15 protein-coding genes are annotated in these 17,714 nt (G+C 70.6%); 14 read left to right on the forward strand and 1 reads right to left on the reverse strand.

From position 1 onward, the window contains the following. Window positions 1-180: 180 nt before the first annotated feature. The gene (locus tag OG928_RS24935; protein ID WP_406287535.1) at window positions 181-318 is read left to right on the forward strand and encodes a hypothetical protein; all 138 of its coding nucleotides are present in this window, start codon (window positions 181-183) and stop codon (window positions 316-318) included. Window positions 319-377: 59 nt separating this feature from the next. Next, a complete protein-coding gene (locus OG928_RS24940) occupies window positions 378-1,511 on the forward strand; it encodes a DUF3068 domain-containing protein (RefSeq protein WP_406287538.1) in 1,134 nt (377 codons plus the stop codon). Between the two features lie 54 nt (window positions 1,512-1,565). On the opposite strand, the gene OG928_RS24945 is transcribed toward OG928_RS24940, so the two are convergent. Beyond that, entirely contained in the window at window positions 1,566-2,435 is an 870-nt protein-coding gene (locus tag OG928_RS24945; protein WP_406287540.1) for a class I SAM-dependent methyltransferase, read from the reverse strand. A 278-nt stretch (window positions 2,436-2,713) separates the two neighbouring features. On the opposite strand from OG928_RS24945, the gene rpsA reads away from it, so the two are divergent. The 12 genes from rpsA to OG928_RS25005 all read left to right on the forward strand — a co-directional run bounded on the left by rpsA (window position 2,714) and on the right by OG928_RS25005 (window position 17,700). Beyond that, window positions 2,714-4,201, forward strand: coding sequence for a 30S ribosomal protein S1 (gene rpsA, locus OG928_RS24950; RefSeq protein ID WP_406287542.1), 1,488 nt, complete (start codon window positions 2,714-2,716; stop codon window positions 4,199-4,201). A 159-nt stretch (window positions 4,202-4,360) separates the two neighbouring features. Next, window positions 4,361-5,665, forward strand: coding sequence for an MFS transporter (locus tag OG928_RS24955; protein ID WP_406287544.1), 1,305 nt, complete (start codon window positions 4,361-4,363; stop codon window positions 5,663-5,665). Continuing rightward, window positions 5,655-6,704 carry a hypothetical protein gene (locus OG928_RS24960; RefSeq protein ID WP_406287546.1) on the forward strand — a complete coding sequence of 350 codons (1,050 nt, stop codon included), beginning with the start codon at window positions 5,655-5,657 and terminating at the stop codon, window positions 6,702-6,704. Before OG928_RS24955 ends, OG928_RS24960 begins: the two co-directional genes overlap by 11 nt. Before the next feature lie 706 nt (window positions 6,705-7,410). Then, a complete protein-coding gene (locus tag OG928_RS24965) occupies window positions 7,411-7,974 on the forward strand; it encodes a phosphatase PAP2 family protein (RefSeq protein ID WP_406287549.1) in 564 nt (187 codons plus the stop codon). A gap of 3 nt (window positions 7,975-7,977) precedes the next feature. Beyond that, on the forward strand, window positions 7,978-8,964 hold the full coding sequence (locus tag OG928_RS24970) for a decaprenyl-phosphate phosphoribosyltransferase (protein ID WP_406287550.1): 987 nt from the start codon (window positions 7,978-7,980) through the stop codon (window positions 8,962-8,964). Then, window positions 8,957-10,342, forward strand: a complete 1,386-nt coding sequence (locus OG928_RS24975) for an FAD-binding protein (protein ID WP_406287551.1) — start codon at window positions 8,957-8,959, stop codon at window positions 10,340-10,342. Before OG928_RS24970 ends, OG928_RS24975 begins: the two co-directional genes overlap by 8 nt. A 39-nt stretch (window positions 10,343-10,381) precedes the next feature. Next, complete coding sequence (locus OG928_RS24980; protein WP_406287553.1) at window positions 10,382-11,137, forward strand: decaprenylphospho-beta-D-erythro-pentofuranosid-2-ulose 2-reductase; 756 nt, start codon at window positions 10,382-10,384, stop codon at window positions 11,135-11,137. A 186-nt stretch (window positions 11,138-11,323) separates the two neighbouring features. Further along, window positions 11,324-11,923 (forward strand): dephospho-CoA kinase, encoded by a 600-nt coding sequence (gene coaE / locus OG928_RS24985; protein WP_406287555.1) that lies wholly within the window; start codon window positions 11,324-11,326, stop codon window positions 11,921-11,923. Window positions 11,924-11,960: 37 nt separating this feature from the next. Next, on the forward strand, window positions 11,961-14,039 hold the full coding sequence (gene uvrB / locus OG928_RS24990) for an excinuclease ABC subunit UvrB (protein ID WP_406287558.1): 2,079 nt from the start codon (window positions 11,961-11,963) through the stop codon (window positions 14,037-14,039). Window positions 14,040-14,277: 238 nt separating this feature from the next. Next, window positions 14,278-14,850, forward strand: coding sequence for a TerD family protein (locus OG928_RS24995; protein ID WP_406287560.1), 573 nt, complete (start codon window positions 14,278-14,280; stop codon window positions 14,848-14,850). 103 nt (window positions 14,851-14,953) lie between these two features. Next, entirely contained in the window at window positions 14,954-16,711 is a 1,758-nt protein-coding gene (locus OG928_RS25000; RefSeq protein ID WP_406287561.1) for a TerD family protein, read from the forward strand. A gap of 332 nt (window positions 16,712-17,043) precedes the next feature. Further along, entirely contained in the window at window positions 17,044-17,700 is a 657-nt protein-coding gene (locus OG928_RS25005) for an exonuclease domain-containing protein (RefSeq protein WP_406287563.1), read from the forward strand. The last annotated feature ends 14 nt before the right edge of the window (window positions 17,701-17,714 follow it).

Below are 17,714 nucleotides of genomic sequence, written 5' to 3' on the forward strand. Positions count from 1 at the left end.
ACCTCCAATCCCCAACCCCCAGCGCCAAGCCCCGAATCGACGGACCCCGATCCGCCGGCCGACCAGATCCGACCCGATCCGATCCGCGAATAACGGGAACCTGTTCTCGTTTCTTGCTACGGTGCCCCATCGTCGGCGGTCGGGACGGCGGCCAAGGCAGGAAAGGTGGGACCGCCACACATGCGTTCCTTCGCAGCGGTCGTGATCGGGGTGGTCCTGGCCGTGGGGGCCGCGTTCGCGGTGACCGCGGTCGCCGCCTCCGAGCCCTCGACGGTGCACAAGCCGCTCCAGGTCACGAGCCCGCCCGCGCGGCCCTAGTACCGCGCCCTCGGCGGCGCGAATCCGTACCCGGTTCCATCGTCAAGGGGTCCACCTCGATGCGTCGTAAGTCCAGTTTGATCCTGCTGGTCGCGGCAGTGTTCTGCGTGGCCCTCGCGCCCCTGCTGCGCGAGTTCGTCTTCCCGCGCCTGGTCGCCGCGTCGCTCGCGGGCGAGGACGCGTACCGGGTCGTGGTGCTGGACGCGACCGATGCCACCCTGCTCGGCTCCCCCGAGGGCCCGGGCAAGGCGAAGATCACCGCCATCCAGACGATCCGGCCGAACGCGAAGGACAGCAAGGACGGCACGATCGTCTGGGACCTGAACCTCGCCGTCCTGGACAGCACGGGCAAGGTCGTCACCCAGCTCCCGGAGCGCTACGCGTTCGACGCGGCGACGCAGATCCCGAAGAACTGCTGCGGCGAGTCGATCGACGGCGCCCCGGCCGCGCACACCGGCCTCGCGTACAAGTGGCCGTTCTTCACCGGGAAGCGCGACTACAACTACTACGACTCGCAGGCGCACAGCGCGAACGTGATCGCGTACAAGGGCACCGAGAAGCGCGGCGGCCTGCAGACGTACCGGTTCGAGCAGCAGGTGCCGTGGATGAAGATCCCGATGCCCAAGCAGCTCCCGGGCGGCCTCGATCCGGTGGCGATCGAGAAGGACGGCATGCAGCTCTGGTACACCGCGACCCGCAAGATGTGGGTCGAGCCGGTCACGGGCATGCCGGTGTACGTGGAGGAGACCCGCACCGAGGAACTGCGGACCTCGCCGCCGGCCGACGACCCCACCGCGAAGCCGGTGGTCACCCGGGTCTTCGACGGCACGTTCAAGCCGCGGCCGGCGTGGTCGGCCAAGCTGATCGCCGACGCCAAGGAGCGCGGCGCGGACCTGCGCCTGGTGCACGACACCATCCCGATCGGCCTGGTGGTGCTCGGCGTCGTGCTGTTCCTGGCCGCGCTGGGCATGCAGTTCCTCGCGGACCGGGTGTGGCGTCCCAGGCCGGCCGGCCCCGCGCCCGCGGCGACCGACGTCACGCGGCCGGAGGCCGAGACCAAGGCCGAGACCAAGGCCGAAAGCAACGCCGAGGCCGTGCCGTCCGCGCGCGAGTTCGTCCCCGAGCCGGCGCACGCGCTCAACGGCAAGGACGCCGACGCGGCCTCCGATCACGCGGAGTCACCGCCCGCCTAGTGTCGGGCGGGCCGGGCCGGTGCGCGGGCTCGCCCGGCCCGCGCGGCGACCCGCTCAGTCCCGGTCGCACACGAAGATCGCCGTGCCCGGGAACAGTCGTCCGCGCAGCGGGCTCCAGCCGCCCCACACCGAGTCGAGGTCCTCGGGCCATTCCGGCTCGACGATGTCGACCAGCCGGAACCCGGCGCCGACCACCTCGCGCACCCGGTCGCCGAGGGTGCGGTGCTGCTCGACGTAGGTGGCCCGCCCGGTGTGGTCCTGCTCGACGTAGGGGGTCGTGTCGAAGTACGAGGTCACCGCGGTCAGCCCCTCGGGCCCCGGCTCGTCCGGAAACGCCCAGCGGATCGGGTGCGTGATCGAGAAGACCCACCGCCCGCCCGGCCGCAGCACCCGGTACACCTCGCGCATGATGCCCGCCCCGTCCGGGCTGAACGGCAGCGCGCCGTACGCGGAGAACGCGAGGTCGAACGCGGCGTCGGCGAACGGCAGCCGGGCCGCGTCGCCCTGCACGACCGGCACGCTCGTGCCGTGCTCCTCGTCCAGTCGCCGCGAGTGCTGGAGCTGACGCAGCGACAGGTCGAGCGCGATCGGGTGCGCGCCGCGCGCGAGCAGCCGCCGCGAGCACTGGGCCGCGCCCGCGCCGACCTCCAGGACGGTGCGCCCCTCGACCGGGCCGAGCAGCCCCACGCGGTCCTCGTCCAGCCCCTCGGGGCACCAGGTGAACCGCGCGTCGCCGAGGAAGTCGCCGTGCTCGATCTGGTAGTCGTCGGCGTTCGCGTCCCACCAGTGCCGCCCGGCGCGCACACTCTCCACGAGGCCGACCTTGCGGCGCACCGCGTCGTCGTCGGCGTCGTCGAGCTCGTCGGGGTCCACGTATTGCGCGGCGAGTGACGCGTGCGGCTCGTGGGAAATGGGGCGGTTCACGGGACTCCAGGGACTGCAATTGGCTCGGACGCGCGTAGGGTACTCCCTTCGAGTCGTCCCCCTTGACCCCATGCATCCCGTGCGCGTTGACCGCACCCGGTCGGCCCCGTATGCTGCAAGTTGCGCCGCGGGCCTGCGTGAACTCAGACGTAGCAGGTCGCGCTCACCTTTGTCGATCCCACGCCATCCTCTTGCATGGTCGCGGGCGTCGGGGGCGAAACCGGGTCCTGAAGCGTGTTTGAAAACGACTTCTGTCCGTACCCGGAGCCCTTACCCACATGACGAGCAGCACCGAGGCCACGCCCAGCACCACCCCGCAGGTGGCGGTCAACGACATCGGCTCCGAGGAAGACTTCCTCGCAGCGATCGATGAGACGATCAAGTACTTCAACGACGGCGACATCGTGGATGGCGTGATCGTCAAGGTCGACCGGGACGAGGTCCTGCTCGACATCGGTTACAAGACCGAAGGCGTCATCCCGTCCCGCGAGCTTTCCATCAAGCACGACGTGGACCCCCACGAGGTTGTCACTGTCGGTGACCACATCGAGGCCCTGGTTCTCCAGAAGGAGGACAAGGAAGGTCGCCTGATCCTCTCGAAGAAGCGGGCTCAGTACGAGCGCGCTTGGGGCACGATCGAGAAGATCAAGGAAGAAGACGGCATCGTCACCGGTACCGTCATCGAGGTCGTCAAGGGTGGTCTCATCCTCGACATCGGCCTCCGCGGCTTCCTCCCGGCCTCGCTGGTCGAGATGCGTCGTGTGCGTGACCTCCAGCCGTACGTGGGCAAGGAGCTCGAAGCCAAGATCATCGAGCTGGACAAGAACCGCAACAACGTGGTCCTGTCCCGCCGTGCCTGGCTCGAGCAGACCCAGTCCGAGGTGCGCCAGACCTTCCTCACGACCCTGCAGAAGGGTCAGGTCCGCACGGGCGTCGTGTCCTCGATCGTCAACTTCGGTGCGTTCGTCGACCTCGGCGGCGTCGACGGTCTCGTGCACGTCTCCGAGCTGTCCTGGAAGCACATCGACCACCCGTCCGAGGTTGTCGAGGTCGGCCAGGAAGTCACCGTCGAGGTCCTCGACGTGGACATGGACCGCGAGCGCGTCTCCCTGTCGCTGAAGGCGACCCAGGAAGACCCGTGGCAGCAGTTCGCCCGTACGCACCAGATCGGCCAGGTCGTTCCCGGCAAGGTCACCAAGCTGGTTCCGTTCGGTGCGTTCGTCCGTGTGGACGAGGGGATCGAGGGTCTGGTCCACATCTCCGAGCTGGCCGAGCGCCACGTGGAGATCCCGGAGCAGGTCGTCCAGGTCGGCGACGAGATCTTCGTCAAGGTCATCGACATCGACCTCGAGCGTCGCCGCATCAGCCTCTCGCTGAAGCAGGCCAACGAGGCGTTCGGCGCGGACCCGGCCACGGCCGAGTTCGACCCGACCCTCTACGGCATGGCCGCGACGTACGACGACGCGGGCAACTACATCTACCCCGATGGCTTCGACCCGGAGACCAACGACTGGCTCGAGGGCTTCGACAAGCAGCGCGAGGAGTGGGAGAAGCAGTACGCCGACGCCCAGACGCGCTTCGAGTCGCACCAGCAGCAGGTCGTCAAGGCTCGCGAGGCCGAGGCCGAGGCCGTGGCCGGCGAAGCCGCCGGCGCGTACTCCTCGGGCGGTGACGACGAGGTCGAGGCCGACACCACCGGTGGCGCCCTGGCGTCCGACGAGGCGCTCGCCGCGCTGCGTGAGAAGCTGGCCGGCGGCCAGAGCTGACCTCGTGTCGGGCTGCTTGATCCACTCCGCCGGTAGCTGACGGCGGATCGAAGGCCCCACCTCCTTTCCCGGGAGGTGGGGCTTTCGGCTGTTCCGGTGCGGGCGCGCGGGACACGCGCTAGCGTCGTGGCGATCGCGCGAGCCGGGGGAGGGTGCGGCGTGTACGTCTCGTCCGGACGTCCGGAACTCATCGGCGAGCGGCCCGCGACCGCGCCCGCGCCCGGGGCCGGAGTCGGGGCCGGCGCGGTCGTCACGGGCAACGTGATCGCGCTCGGCATGGTGAGCCTGGTGACCGACGTCTCCTCGGAGATGGTCACGGCGGTGATGCCGGTCTACCTGGTCACCGGGCTCGGGCTGACGATGCTTCAGTTCGGCTTCCTGGACGGCCTGTACTCCGGCGTCACGGTCTTCCTGCGGCTCGTCGGCGGGCACCTCGCCGACCGGTTCGCCGCGCGTAAGAAGGTCGCGGTGGTGGGGTACGGGATGTCGGCCGTGGCCAAGCTCGGGCTGCCGCTCGCGGGGGCCTCGGTGCCGGGGATCGGCGCGGTGCTCGCGGCCGACCGGGCCGGCAAGGGGCTGCGGACCGCGCCGCGCGACGCGCTCATCTCGCTCTCCAGCACGCCCGAGGCGCAGGGGCGCGCGTTCGGCGTGCACCGGGCCCTGGACACCGCCGGGGCCTTCATGGGGCCGCTCGTGGCGTTCACGATCCTGGCCGCGGTGGGCACGGCCTACGACGCGGTGTTCGTGGTGAGCTTCTGCGTGGGCCTGGTCGGCGTCGCGATGCTGGTGCTGTTCGTGCGCGATCACCGCGATCCGGTCGAGCACGGGCCGATCCCCCGGACAGGGCGCACGTGGCGGGACGGGCTGCGGCTGCTGCGGGATCGGCCGTATCGGCGGTTGTGCGCGGTGGCGGCGCTGCTGGGGCTGGTCACGGTCGGCGACGCCTTCGTGTACCTGCTGCTCCAGCATCGGCTGGACATCGAGCCGCACTGGTTCCCGCTGCTGCCGCTGGGCACGGCCGGGGTCTACCTGGTGCTCGCGGTGCCGTTGGGGCGGATCGCGGACCGGGTCGGGCGGCGGCGGGTGTTCCTGGCCGGGCACGGCGTGCTGCTGGGGGCGTACCTGTTGCTCGGCGGCCCGCTCGGCGGGGTCGGGCTGCTGGTCGCGGTCCTGGCGCTGCACGGCGTGTTCTACGCGGCGACCGATGGCGTGCTGTCGGCGGCGGTGGGGGCGCGGCTGCCGGCGGGCGGGCGCGCGGGCGGGCTCGCGGTGGTGCAGACGGGGCAGGCGGCGGGGCGGTTCGGGTCCTCGATGATCTTCGGCGCGCTGTGGACGGCGTGGGGACCCGAGGCCGCGGTCCGGATGCTGGCGATCGCGCTCGCGGTGGCCCTGCTCGGGTCGGCCGCGGCGTTGTCCGGGCGGCGCGGGCTCCGGCGGCGCGAGGGGGTGTCCGGTGTCCGCTGACGCGCCGGTGCGGCCGGTCGTCACCAAGGGCCGACTGCTCGTGTTCGGGCTGGTCCTGGCGCTGCTCGCGGGGATCGCGATCGCGTACACCGTGTACGCGGTCCGGCGCGAGGACGAGAAGCTGCACGGCGGGTCCGGCACCGCGCCGGGCGGTGCGCCGCTCACCTTGGGCGGCGCGCCCCGGCTGCTGTTTCGCAGCACCGAGTCGGGGCCCGGGTACGGCCGGCTCGCGACGGTGGCGGCGGCCGATCCGGGCGGGCCGCGATCGGTGGGCGAGCGCGCGTGCGAGCGGGTGTACGCGGCGGCGGGCACCGCGCTGTGCCTGACCACCGAGGGCGGCCTCGCCAGGCGCAATGTCGCGCTGATCCTGGACGCGGAGCTGCGTCAGGTGCGGCGGATCGAGCTGGAGGGCACGCCCAATCGGGCCCGGGTGTCGGCCTCGGGGCGGATGGCCTCGTGGACCGTGTTCGTCTACGGCGACTCCTACGCGTCGATGACGTTCTCCACCCGGACCTCGATCCTGGACACCCACACGGGCGCGCTGACCGCGAACCTGGAGGACTTCACCACGACCCGGGACGGCAAGGAACTCAAGTCCCCGGACCGGAACTTCTGGGGCGTCACGTTCACGGCCGACGACAACGCGTTCTACGCCACGCTGTCGACGAACAGTTCGGGGCGGACGTACCTGGTGCGCGGTGATCTGCGGGCCCGGACGATGACCGTGCTGCGGGAGAACGTGGAGTGCCCGTCGTTGTCCCCGGACGGTACGCGCCTGGTGTTCAAGAAGAAGGTGTCGCAGAGCACCCGTAACCCTTGGCGGCTGCACGTGTTGGACCTCGCGACGATGCGGGAGACGCCGTTGGCGGAGGCGCGGAGTGTGGACGACCAGGCGGTGTGGCTCGACGACGGCACGGTCGCGTACGGACTGCCGACGGGGGTCGGGGCGGCGACGGATGTGTGGTCGGTGCGGTCCGATGGGGCGGGGGTTCCTTTGCGCGTCCTTGCCGGGGGCTTCTCGCCTGTTCCGTTGCGGTAGGGCTCGGCCTGCGGCCATCGCCGGCCTCAAGCGCCGGCCGGGCTGCTTGTCCTCAAGCGCCGGACGGGCTGGGTTTGGTCGGGTGTTCGGTCGAGGTGGCCTTGAGCGCCGGCCGGGCTGCTTGTCCTCAAGCGCCGGACGGGCTGGGTTTGGTCGGGTGTTCGGTCGAGGTGGCCTTGAGTGTTGATTGGGTTGTTTGTCCTTAAATGCCGGACAGGCTGGGTTTGGTTGGGCGTTCGGTCGAGGTGGCCTTGAGCGCCGGTCGGGCTGCTTGTCCTCAAGCGCCGGACGGGCTGGGTTCGAGCCGGTGTTCGGTCGAGGTGGTCTCGAGCGTCGATTGGGCTATTTGTCCTCAAATGCCGGACGGGCTGGGTTTGAACCGGCGTTCGAGGTGGGTCCGGTTCGGTCTCGGGTCGGCGTCGGGGAGGCTTCGTGGAGGATGCGGGTCTGGCACAGTTCCGTTACGAAAGGGGTCTGGCGAGACGGGAGAACCGGGGCTTTGGCAGCGTCGGTTCGGGGCGCGGGTTCGGCGGAGGCCGATGCGCGGCGAGGGCGGCTTGCCCGCTTCGCGTACCCTGATCCATTGGTGCCAGGCGCCGGGCGCATGGAAGTGGCCCGTGTGGCGGTCGGGACGACCGCCGTGCACGTTGGCCCCCGAGCCCGGGGCAGGCGCCCACTCGACTTGCGGTAAGGAATGAGGATTTCGATGGCCTTTGGTGGATCTTTCGCCACCGGGCAGGTGTTCAAGGCGGTCGGCACGACCGATGTCGCCTTGTACCGCGGAGTACGTGGACGGACCGCGCATCCGGTCGTCCAGAACACGAGCAAGGCGCTGTCCTTCGCCGGCGAGCACGCCGGCGTGTGGCTGGCCGCCGGGCTCGTGGGTGCCGCGGTGGACGGCGATCGGCGCGGCGAATGGCTGCGTGCGACCGCCACGGTCGCCGGCGCGCACGTCGCGAGCATGGTCGTCAAGCGCGTCGTGCGCCGTCCCCGCCCCGCGATAGCGGGACTGGAGCCGATCGTGCGCACCGCGGGCCGACACAGCTTTCCGTCCTCCCACTCGGTCTCCTCGGCCGCCGCCGCCGTGGCGTTCCACGGCCTGCTGCCCACCGCCGTCACCGGTACGGCCGCCGCTGCGACGTGTTTCTCGCGGCTCGTCGTGGGCGTCCACTATCCGTCCGACGTCGTCGCCGGGGCGACCATGGGCGTCGCCGCCGGTGGCCTGGGTCGAGCCTGGGCCCGCCGCGCGCTGCGCCCCGAAAGGGTCTGAGTTTTGAGTACATCCGAGATCGAATCGACGCTCGAAGAACCGCTGGAAGCACCGCTCGAATCGCGCGCACCGACCGCGACCGCCGTGGTCGAGGCGCCGCCGAGCCCGCCGCGTGGCGGACTCGCCGGCGGGCTGCTCAAGCTCGCCCGACCCAAGCAGTGGGTCAAGAACGTGCTCGTGTTCGCGGCGCCGCTCGCGTCGGGACGCCTGGACGAGTGGTATGTGATCAAGCAGTCGGCGATCATGTTCCTGCTGTTCTGCCTCGCCGCGTCGGCGATCTACTACGTCAACGACGCGTTCGACGTCGAGGCCGACCGCGAGCACCCGACCAAGCGCAACCGGCCGATCGCGTCGGGCGTGGTCCCGGTCAAGCTCGCGTGGGTGCTGGGGCCGATCCTGGGGATCGGCGCGGTCACGCTCGGAGTGCTGCTGTGCAACGCCGGGACGGCGCTGGTCCTGGGCCTGTACGTGGCGCTGAACATCGCCTACTGCTTCTCCTTCAAGCACGTGGTCGTGCTCGACCTGGCGATGGTCGCGTCCGGCTTCCTGTTCCGGGCGATGGCCGGCGGTACCGCGTCCGAGCTGCCGCTGTCGCGCTGGTTCCTGCTCACCGCGGGCTTCGGGTCGCTGTTCATGGTGGCCGGCAAGCGCTACTCGGAGATGGTCCTGATGGGCGAGGAGGCCGCCAAGACGCGTGCCTCGCTGGCCAACTACTCGATCACCTACCTGCGGTTCGTGTGGCAGATGGCGGTCTCGGTGACGCTGCTCACGTACTCCCTGTGGGCATTCCAGATTCCCGAGGGCGATTCGACGCTCGCGTGGCACCAGCTGTCCCTGATTCCGTTCGGCTTCGCGTTCCTGCGCTACGCCGTGTACGTGGATGCCGGAACCGCGGGGTCCCCCGAGGACGTTCTTCTCAAGGACAAGGTCCTCGTCGGCCTTGGCTTCGCCTGGCTTCTCACCTTTGTTCTGGGAGTTTTCCATGTCTGACGGCCCGTCGGCCGACGCACGTCCAACCGCTCGGCGGGTCAGCCTGAACGGGTGGGGCCGCACCGCCCCCACGTTCGCCGATGTCGTGCGCCCCACCAGTCGCGACGAGGTCGCGACCGCGTTGGGGCGGCGCACCTCGCGCGGTGTGATCGCCCGCGGCCTCGGCCGCTCGTACGGCGATCCCGCGCAGAACGGCGGCGGCACCGTCCTGGACATGACCGGGCTCGACCGCATCCTCGCGGTGGACCTGGAGCGCGGCCTGGTCACCTGCGAGGCCGGGGTCAGCCTCGACCGGCTGATCGAACTGTTCGTTCCCTTCGGGTTCTTCGTGCCGGTCACGCCGGGGACCCGGCAGGTGACCGTGGGCGGCGCGATCGGCGCCGACGTGCACGGCAAGAATCACCACGCGGACGGCAGCTTCTGCAACCACGTGCTGTCCTTCGACATGCTGATGGCCGACGGCACCGTGCGCACGGTCACCCCCGAGGCCGACCCCGAGCTGTTCTGGGCCACCGCGGGCGGCATGGGGCTCACCGGCCTCATCCTGTCGGCGACGATCCGGATGACGCCGATCGAGACCTCGCTGGCGTCGGTGGACACCGACCGGACGAAGAACCTCGACGAGGCCATGGCGCTCATGGCCGAGACGGACGAGAAGTACACGTACACGGTCGCGTGGCTGGACTGCCTCGCCAAGGGCGCCAACCTCGGGCGCTGCGTGCTCACCTGCGGCGAGTTCGCCACGCTCGACGAGCTGCCCGCGAAGAAGCGCCGCGACCCGCTGCGGTTCCGGACCGGTTCGCTGCTGACCGTGCCGGACCTGGTCCCGGGCCGGCTGCCGAACAAGCTCACGATGGGCCTGTTCAACGAGCTGTGGTACCGCAAGGCGCCGCAGCACAAGGTCGGCCAACTGCAGTCGATCACCGGGTTCTTCCACCCGCTCGACCTGGTCCAGGAGTGGAACCGGGTCTACGGGCGCACCGGCTTCCTGCAGTACCAGTTCGTGGTGCCGTTCGGCCGTGAGGACGGGCTGGTCAAGGCCGTCGAGACGATCAGCGCGCACGGCGCGCCGTCTTCGCTGACCGTGCTCAAGCGCTTCGGTCCGGGCAACGCGGGCTTCCTGTCCTTCCCCAAGCCGGGGTGGACGCTGACGCTCGACTTCCCGACCAACACGCCGGGCCTGGCCCGGCTGCTCAAGCAGCTCGACGAGATCGTGCTCACCAACGAGGGCCGGTTCTACCTCGCGAAGGACTCGCGGATGGACCCCGCCGACCTGGCGCGGATGTACCCGCGGCTCGAGCAGTTCCGCGAGGTGCGCGCCAAGGTGGACCCGGACGGGATCTTCGTCTCCGACCAGGCCCGCCGGCTCGGTCTCTGAGTCCCCGATCCATTCGTTTTCTTTTGTGAAGGACGCACTGTGAAAGACGCCCTGGGCGCACCGCAGTCCCTGCTCGTTCTCGGCGGCACCTCCGAGATCGCGCTGACCACGGCCCGCGCGATGGTCGCCGAGCGGGTTCGGCGCGTCGTGCTCGCCGGCCGCCCCTCCGCCGCGCTGGACACGGCCGCCGACGACCTGCGGGGCCGCGGTGCCACGGTCGAGGTGGTCGCGTTCGACGCGGCCGAGACCGACGACCACGAGAAGACCATCGACGAGGTCTTCGCGGCGGGCGACATCGACGTCGTGCTGCTCGCGTTCGGTGTGCTCGGCGACCAGGACGCGGACGAGAAGTCCCCGTCGGCCGCCGCGCGGGTCGCGCAGGTCAACTACGTGGGCGGCGTCTCGGCCGGCCTCGCGGCGGCGAACGCGCTGTCGCGGCAGGGGCACGGCGCGCTCGCGGTGATCTCGTCGGTGGCGGGCGAGCGGGCCCGCAAGTCGAACTTCATCTACGGCTCGACCAAGGCCGGGCTGGACGCGTTCGCGCAGGGCCTGGGCGACAAGCTGCACGGCACGGGCGTGCACGTGATGGTCGTGCGGCCGGGCTTCGTGAAGACCAAGATGACCGAGGGCCTGCCGGACGCGCCGTTGGCGACCACGCCGGAGATCGTCGCCGAGGCGATCGTCAAGGGCCTGCGCAGGAAGTCCTCGGTCGTGTGGGTACCGGGCCAGTTCCGCTTCGTGATGTCGGCCCTGCGGCACGTCCCGCGGCCGATCTTCCGGAAGCTGAACATCTGACGAAGTCGCGGCCCTCGCGGCCCGCGGTGTCGGGTTGCGTCGCGTTGTGATCGGGAGCCTGCCTCGGTGCGTCCGGGGCGGGCTCCCGGCGCGTTCGGGGGCCGGTGAACGCTCCCGGTCACGGCACCAGTGCGCGGGACTAGGCTGGCCCGGTCTTGGTCCGGCGGAGGGTACGAGGGGCGCGGCATGGGCAGCAGGGGCAACGTCGGGCTGACCGGTGGGATCGGGGCCGGCAAGAGCGAGGTGGCGCGCCGGCTCGCGGAGCTGGGGGCCGTGGTCATCGACTCGGACCGGATCGCGCGCGAGGTCGTGGAGCCGGGTACGCCGGGGCTCGCGGCGGTGGTGGCCGAGTTCGGCGAGGGGATCCTGCTGCCGGACGGGTCACTGGATCGGCCGGGGCTGGGACGGATCGTGTTCGGGTCGACGGAGCGGTTGGCCGCGCTGAACGCGATCGTGCACCCCTTGGTGGGGGCACGGGCGGCCGCGTTGACCGAGGCCGCGGGCGAGGACGCGGTGCTGATCAACGACGTGCCGCTGCTGGCGGAGAACAACCTGGCGAAGCTGTACGACCTGGTCGTGGTCGTGGACGCCGCGGAGGCGACGCAGCTGGATCGGCTGGTCCGGCTGCGGGGGATGCCGGAGGCCGACGCCCGGGCGCGGATGGCCGCGCAGGCCACGCGTGCGCAGCGGCTCGCGGTGGCGGACGTGGTGATCGACAACGACGGTCCGCTGGAGGCGCTGGAGCCGCAGCTGCTGGCGCTGTGGGAGCGGTTGACGGGCGGCTGAGCCTCGTTTGTCGGTGCGGACCCGTAACGTGTATGCCGTGCGACCCATTACCGATCTCGAACGCAAAGTGGCGCCCTTCGAGGTCGTCAGTCCCTTCCAGCCGTCCGGTGATCAGCCGCAGGCGATCGATCTTCTCGAACAGCGGGTCCGGGCGGACGACAAGAACGTGGTGTTGCTCGGCGCGACCGGCACCGGCAAGTCGGCGACGACCGCGTGGATGATCGAGCGGCTCCAGCGGCCGACGCTCGTCATGGCGCCCAACAAGACGCTCGCGGCCCAGCTCGCCAACGAATTCCGTGAGCTGCTGCCCAACAACGCCGTCGAATACTTCGTCTCGTACTACGACTACTACCAGCCCGAGGCGTACGTCCCCACCACGGACACCTACATCGAGAAGGACTCCTCGATCAACGAGGAGGTCGAGCGGCTCCGGCACTCGACCACCAACTCGCTGCTGACCCGGCGCGACGTCGTCGTGGTCGCGTCCGTGTCGTGCATCTACGGCCTGGGCACGCCACAGGAGTACGTCGACCGGATGGTCCGCCTGCGGGTCGGCGAGGAGATCGAGCGCGACGCGCTGCTGCGCCGTTTCGTCGGCAACCAGTACACCCGCAACGACGTCGCGTTCACGCGCGGGACCTTCCGGGTGCGCGGCGACACGATCGAGATCTTCCCGGTCTACGAAGAGCTGGCCGTGCGGATCGAGATGTTCGGCGACGAGATCGAGTCGCTGATGACGCTGCACCCGCTCACCGGCGAGGTGGTCAGCGAGGACACCGAGCTGTACGTCTTCCCCGCCACCCACTACGTGGCCGGTCCCGAGCGGATGGAGCGCGCGGTCGCCGGGATCGAGAAGGAGCTCGAGGAGACGCTCGCGCTGATGGATCGCCAGGGCAAGGTCCTGGAGGCCCAGCGCCTGCGGATGCGCACGACGTACGACATCGAGATGCTCCGCCAGATCGGCACCTGCTCGGGCATCGAGAACTACTCGCGGCACATGGACGGCCGCGAGTCCGGCACCGCGCCGAACACGCTGCTCGACTACTTCCCCGAGGACTTCCTCCTCGTGCTCGACGAGTCGCACGTCACCGTGCCGCAGATCGGCGCGATGTACGAGGGCGACGCGTCGCGCAAGCGCACACTCGTCGAGCACGGCTTCCGGCTCCCGTCCGCGATGGACAACCGCCCGCTCAAGTGGGAGGAGTTCCTGGAGCGGATCGGCCAGACGGTGTATCTGTCCGCGACCCCCGGCAAGTACGAGCTGGCCAAGGCGGACACCGTCGTCGAGCAGATCATCCGGCCGACCGGTCTGATCGACCCCGAGGTCGTGGTCAAGCCGACCGAGGGCCAGATCGACGACCTGCTGCACGAGATCCGCACGCGCGCCGAGCGGAACGAGCGGGTCCTGGTGACCACGCTCACCAAGAAGATGTCCGAGGACCTCACGGACTACTTCCTGGAGCAGGGTGTGCGGGTGCGCTATCTGCACAGCGACATCGACACGCTGCGCCGGGTCGAGCTGCTGCGCGAGTTGCGGCTGGGCGAGTACGACGTGCTGGTGGGCATCAACCTGCTGCGCGAGGGCCTGGACCTGCCCGAGGTGTCGCTCGTGTCGATCCTGGACGCGGACAAGGAGGGCTTCCTGCGCTCGGGCACCGCGCTGATCCAGACGATCGGCCGTGCCGCCCGCAACGTCTCGGGGCAGGTCCACATGTACGCGGACAAGATCACGCCGTCGATGGCCAAGGCGATCGACGAGACCAACCGGCGGCGCGAGAAGCAGGTCGCGTACAACACCGAGAACGGCATCGACCCGCAGCCGCTGCGCAAGAAGATCGTGGACATCCTCGACTCGATCTCGCGCGAGGACGCGGACACCGCCGACCTGCTCGCGGGCAACAAGGGCCGGCAGAAGGCGCCGACGCCGACGCTCGGCCGCAGGACCGGGACCGACAATGTGCCGGCGACCGATCTCGCGGACATGATCCGGGTGATGACCGAGCAGATGCACGCCGCCGCCTCCGAACTGCAATTCGAGCTGGCCGCGCGGTTGCGCGACGAGGTCGGGGAGCTGAAGAAGGAGCTGCGGGGGATGAAGGCCGCGGGCATTGCCTAGTGCCGCGCCCGGGCGCGGCACCAGTGCCGCGCCCGCTACGAATCACCGGCTGAGGGAACGGCCTGTGGGGCCCGGACGTCTTGAGCGGTAGGTTCGTGATCCGAGAACGCGACCGAGGGGGCTCGCCGGGACACCGGCGGCACCCGAGGACTACTCTGCGGCCAGTGTGGGTCCGCCCCGCCTGTCGGGGCGACGCCCACGAGCCGCGTGACCAAATCTGTGAGGGGAGACGTCGCCAGTGGCCGTCAACATGTCCAAGGGCCAGAGGATTTCACTCGACAAGCCGGGTGGTGGCGAGCTGACCATGGTCCGGATGGGCCTTGGTTGGGACGCCATCAAGCGCCGCGGCCTGTTCGGCAGCCGGGAGAAGGAAGTCGACCTCGACGCGTCGTGCGTGCTGTTCGCCGACAACCAGCCGGTCGACGTCTGCTACTTCGGCCAGCTCACCAGCAAGGACGGGTCCGTTCGCCACACCGGCGACAACCTGACCGGGCACGGTGACGGGGACGACGAGTCGATTCTCGTGGACCTGTCCCGCGTGCCGGTGCACGTGGACCAGATCATCTTCACGGTCAGCTCCTTCCAGGGGCAGACCTTCCAGGAGATCGAGAACGCGTTCTGCCGGATCGTGGACGAGACCACGGGCACCGAGCTCGCGCGCTACACGCTGTCGGGCGGTGGCAACTACACCGGCCAGATCATGGCCAAGCTCTACCGGCACGGCACCGCGTGGAAGATGGCCGCGATCGGTGAGCCGGCGCACGGGCAGACCCTGCGGGACCTGCTGCCGGCCCTGGTCGCGCACCTGTAGAACGCACAACCAAAAAAGGTGAGCGGGCCGGGATGGGCGACAACGCCTCCCGGCCCGCTCGCGCGGGGTCCGTCCCGGCGGGGCGGGGAGGGGACGAACGCACGTGAGCACCGAACTTGTACGGGGTCAGAACCTGTCACTGCCCGACACCCGGGTGGAGGTCGAATTCTCGGCACAGTGCCCGGTCGAGCTGGTGGTGGCCCTCGTGGGGGCCGACGAACGAGTCCGCGACGACGACGACGTGATTCAGCGCGGCGGCGGTGACGTCACCGGGGTGACGATCCGTCAGGCCGGCGCGACGTTCGAGCTGGAGAAGCTGCCCGCCGAGGTCGAGCGGGTACTCGTCGCCGCCTCGCTCGAGGGCGGCGGCGTGGACCGCTTCGGCGTGGTCGCGGCGCCGGTGGTCACCGTGCGCGCGGCCGGCGAGGACGTGGCCGCGTTCCGGATCACCGATCTCGGCAGCGAACGGGCCCTGCAGGCCGTCGAGCTGTACCGGCGCCAGGGCGCGTGGAAGGTGCGCGCGGTCGGGCAGGGCTACGAGGCCGGCCTGGAGGCGCTGCTCAAGGACATCGGCGTACAAAACCGCGCCCGTGCCGTGGACCGGGCGCGCACGGCGCTCGCCGGGCCCGCCGCCGCGCCGTTCAGCGCCGCCAACGCGCCCACCGAGCCGCGTGAGCCGGGGACCCCGCCGCGGATCGACCCGAACGGCGGCATGGCCTGGGCCGCGGCCCCGCCGGACGTCGAGCGCGAGGCCGCGCAGCGGGCCGCGCGGCGCGAGGTGGAGAAGCTGTACGAACAGGTCTGGGGCGTGTTCGAGGACGCCGCGCGATCGGCCGCCGCCTACCGGTCGGCGATCGAGTACGCCGACGGCCGGCTCGACAAGGAACTCGAAGGTGTACTGAACGACCCCGCCGCGCGGTTCTCGCCGGCCGGGCTGGCCGCGCAGGACACCGCGCGCGACCGGCACCGCGCGCTGGCCGAGCAGGCCAAGGCGGTGCTGGACCGGGACACCGCGCAGCTGGTCGCCGAGGTCGAGCAGCTGGAGCCGAACCTGCCGCCGGTGATGGCGCGCTGGGACAGCACGTCGTGGGCCGGCTGGCAGGCGCCGGAGGACGGTGCGCCGGCGATGCGGCTCGGCGATCTGTACCTGCCCGAGCGGCCCGAGTTGCGGGTGCCGATGGTGTTGCGGCTGCCGATGGACCGCGGCCTGTGGATCGACACGTCGGCGACCGGCCTCGACGGCGAGAGCGGCAACGGCGCGGAGCGGGCGAACGAGCTCGCGGTGTCGTTGGCGGCGCGGATGTTCGCGGCGTTCCCGGTGGGCGAGTTCAAGGTGCACGTGATCGACCCCGCGGGCAAGGGCACGGCCGCGGCGCCGTTGCAGCCGCTCGCGGCGACCGGGCTGCTCGTGGGGCCCGTGGCCACCGGCGCGGCCGACGTGTCCGCGTTGCTCGGGCGGGTGCTGGATCGGATCGAACTGGTGCGGATGGCCGTGGCCAACGACGCCGTGGACTCGCTGCCGCCGGACCTGGACCTGGCTCGGCAGCTGCTGCTCGTGCACGATTTCCCGTTCGGGTTCGACGATCGCAGTGCGGCCCAGTTGCGGCACATCGTGGAGGAGGGGCCGCGGGTCGGCGTGCATGTGATCGTGATCGGCAGCCGGGGCGATGCCGAGTCGTTCGGGCCGTTGCTCGATCCGTTGTGGCGGTCGTTGCTTCGGCTCACCGCGATTCCGGAGGACCACATCATGGATCCGTGGATCGGGTTGCCGTGGGTGTACACGGCGGATCTGCCGGCGGGTGGGTCCGATGCGACTCGTCGGCTGTTGTCTTGGGTTGCGGCCGGGACGACCGAGCGCTGAGCGCGCGGGTTGGGCCTCCGGCCGGGTTGTCCTCAAACGCCGGACGGGCTGGAATCGTGGGCTGAGTTGTCCGGCTGCGGTTCGGGTTTGGCGGGTCTTGGGTGTCCTCAAGCGCCGGACGGGCTGGGGTTGTGGGCTTGAAGTGTCGGGCTGGGGTTCGTGTTTGGTCGGCCTGGGGGGTGTTCTCAGGTGTCGGATCGGCTTTGGTGGGGTTGGAAGTGGGTTGCCGGGAATGGGTGGTTCGGGGGATTGTGGTGTGAGTGGTGGGGCGAGGGTCATAGACTCTCGCCCCGTCGGTCGTGACCAGGCGGCCGGGGGAGAGGGAAGCCGCCTTGTTCGCCTATGCCGATCCCGTGCGCCTGCTCGGGGTGCCCGCCGAGGTTGCTCGGACCGAGTTCGCAGTCGTCGACTTGGAGACCACCGGCTTCTCGCCCGCGCGGGGTGACCGGATCGTGGAGATCGGCGTGGTGCGCATGCTCGGCACCGGGCAGGTGCTGCGCGAGTGGACCACGCTGCTCGACCCCGGGCGCTCGGTCGGCGCCGGCCACGTGCACCGGATCACCGCGTCCGACGTCGTGGGTGCGCCGCGCTTCGAGCAGGTCGCGACCGAGTTGGCCGGGCTGCTCGCGGGCGCCGTGGTCGTCGCGCACAACGCCTCGTTCGAGCAGCGCTTCCTGGAGGCCGAGTTCGTCGAGGCCGGGATGTCGCCGCCCATGCTGCCCGCGCTGTGCACGATGAAGTTGGCGAAGGCGTCCGGCCTGCCGCTCGCCGACCACAAGCTCGGCACGTGCTGCGCGCACTTCGGGCTGACCTTCCCCGACGCGCACGCGGCACTGGCCGACGCCCGGGTGACCGCGCGCCTGCTGCCGCTGCTGCTCGCGAGCATGGGCACCGGCCGGCTCGGGCTGCCCGTACCGCCCGCTCGCGCACCCGAGCCGCTCCCGGCCCCGACCCTCAAGCCGCGCCAGGGGTTCGCGCCGGTGGGCTGACGCGTATCCGACCG

The sequence above is a fragment of the Embleya sp. NBC_00896 genome (assembly GCF_045207785.1).
In the GTDB taxonomy this organism is placed as follows: domain Bacteria; phylum Actinomycetota; class Actinomycetes; order Streptomycetales; family Streptomycetaceae; genus Embleya.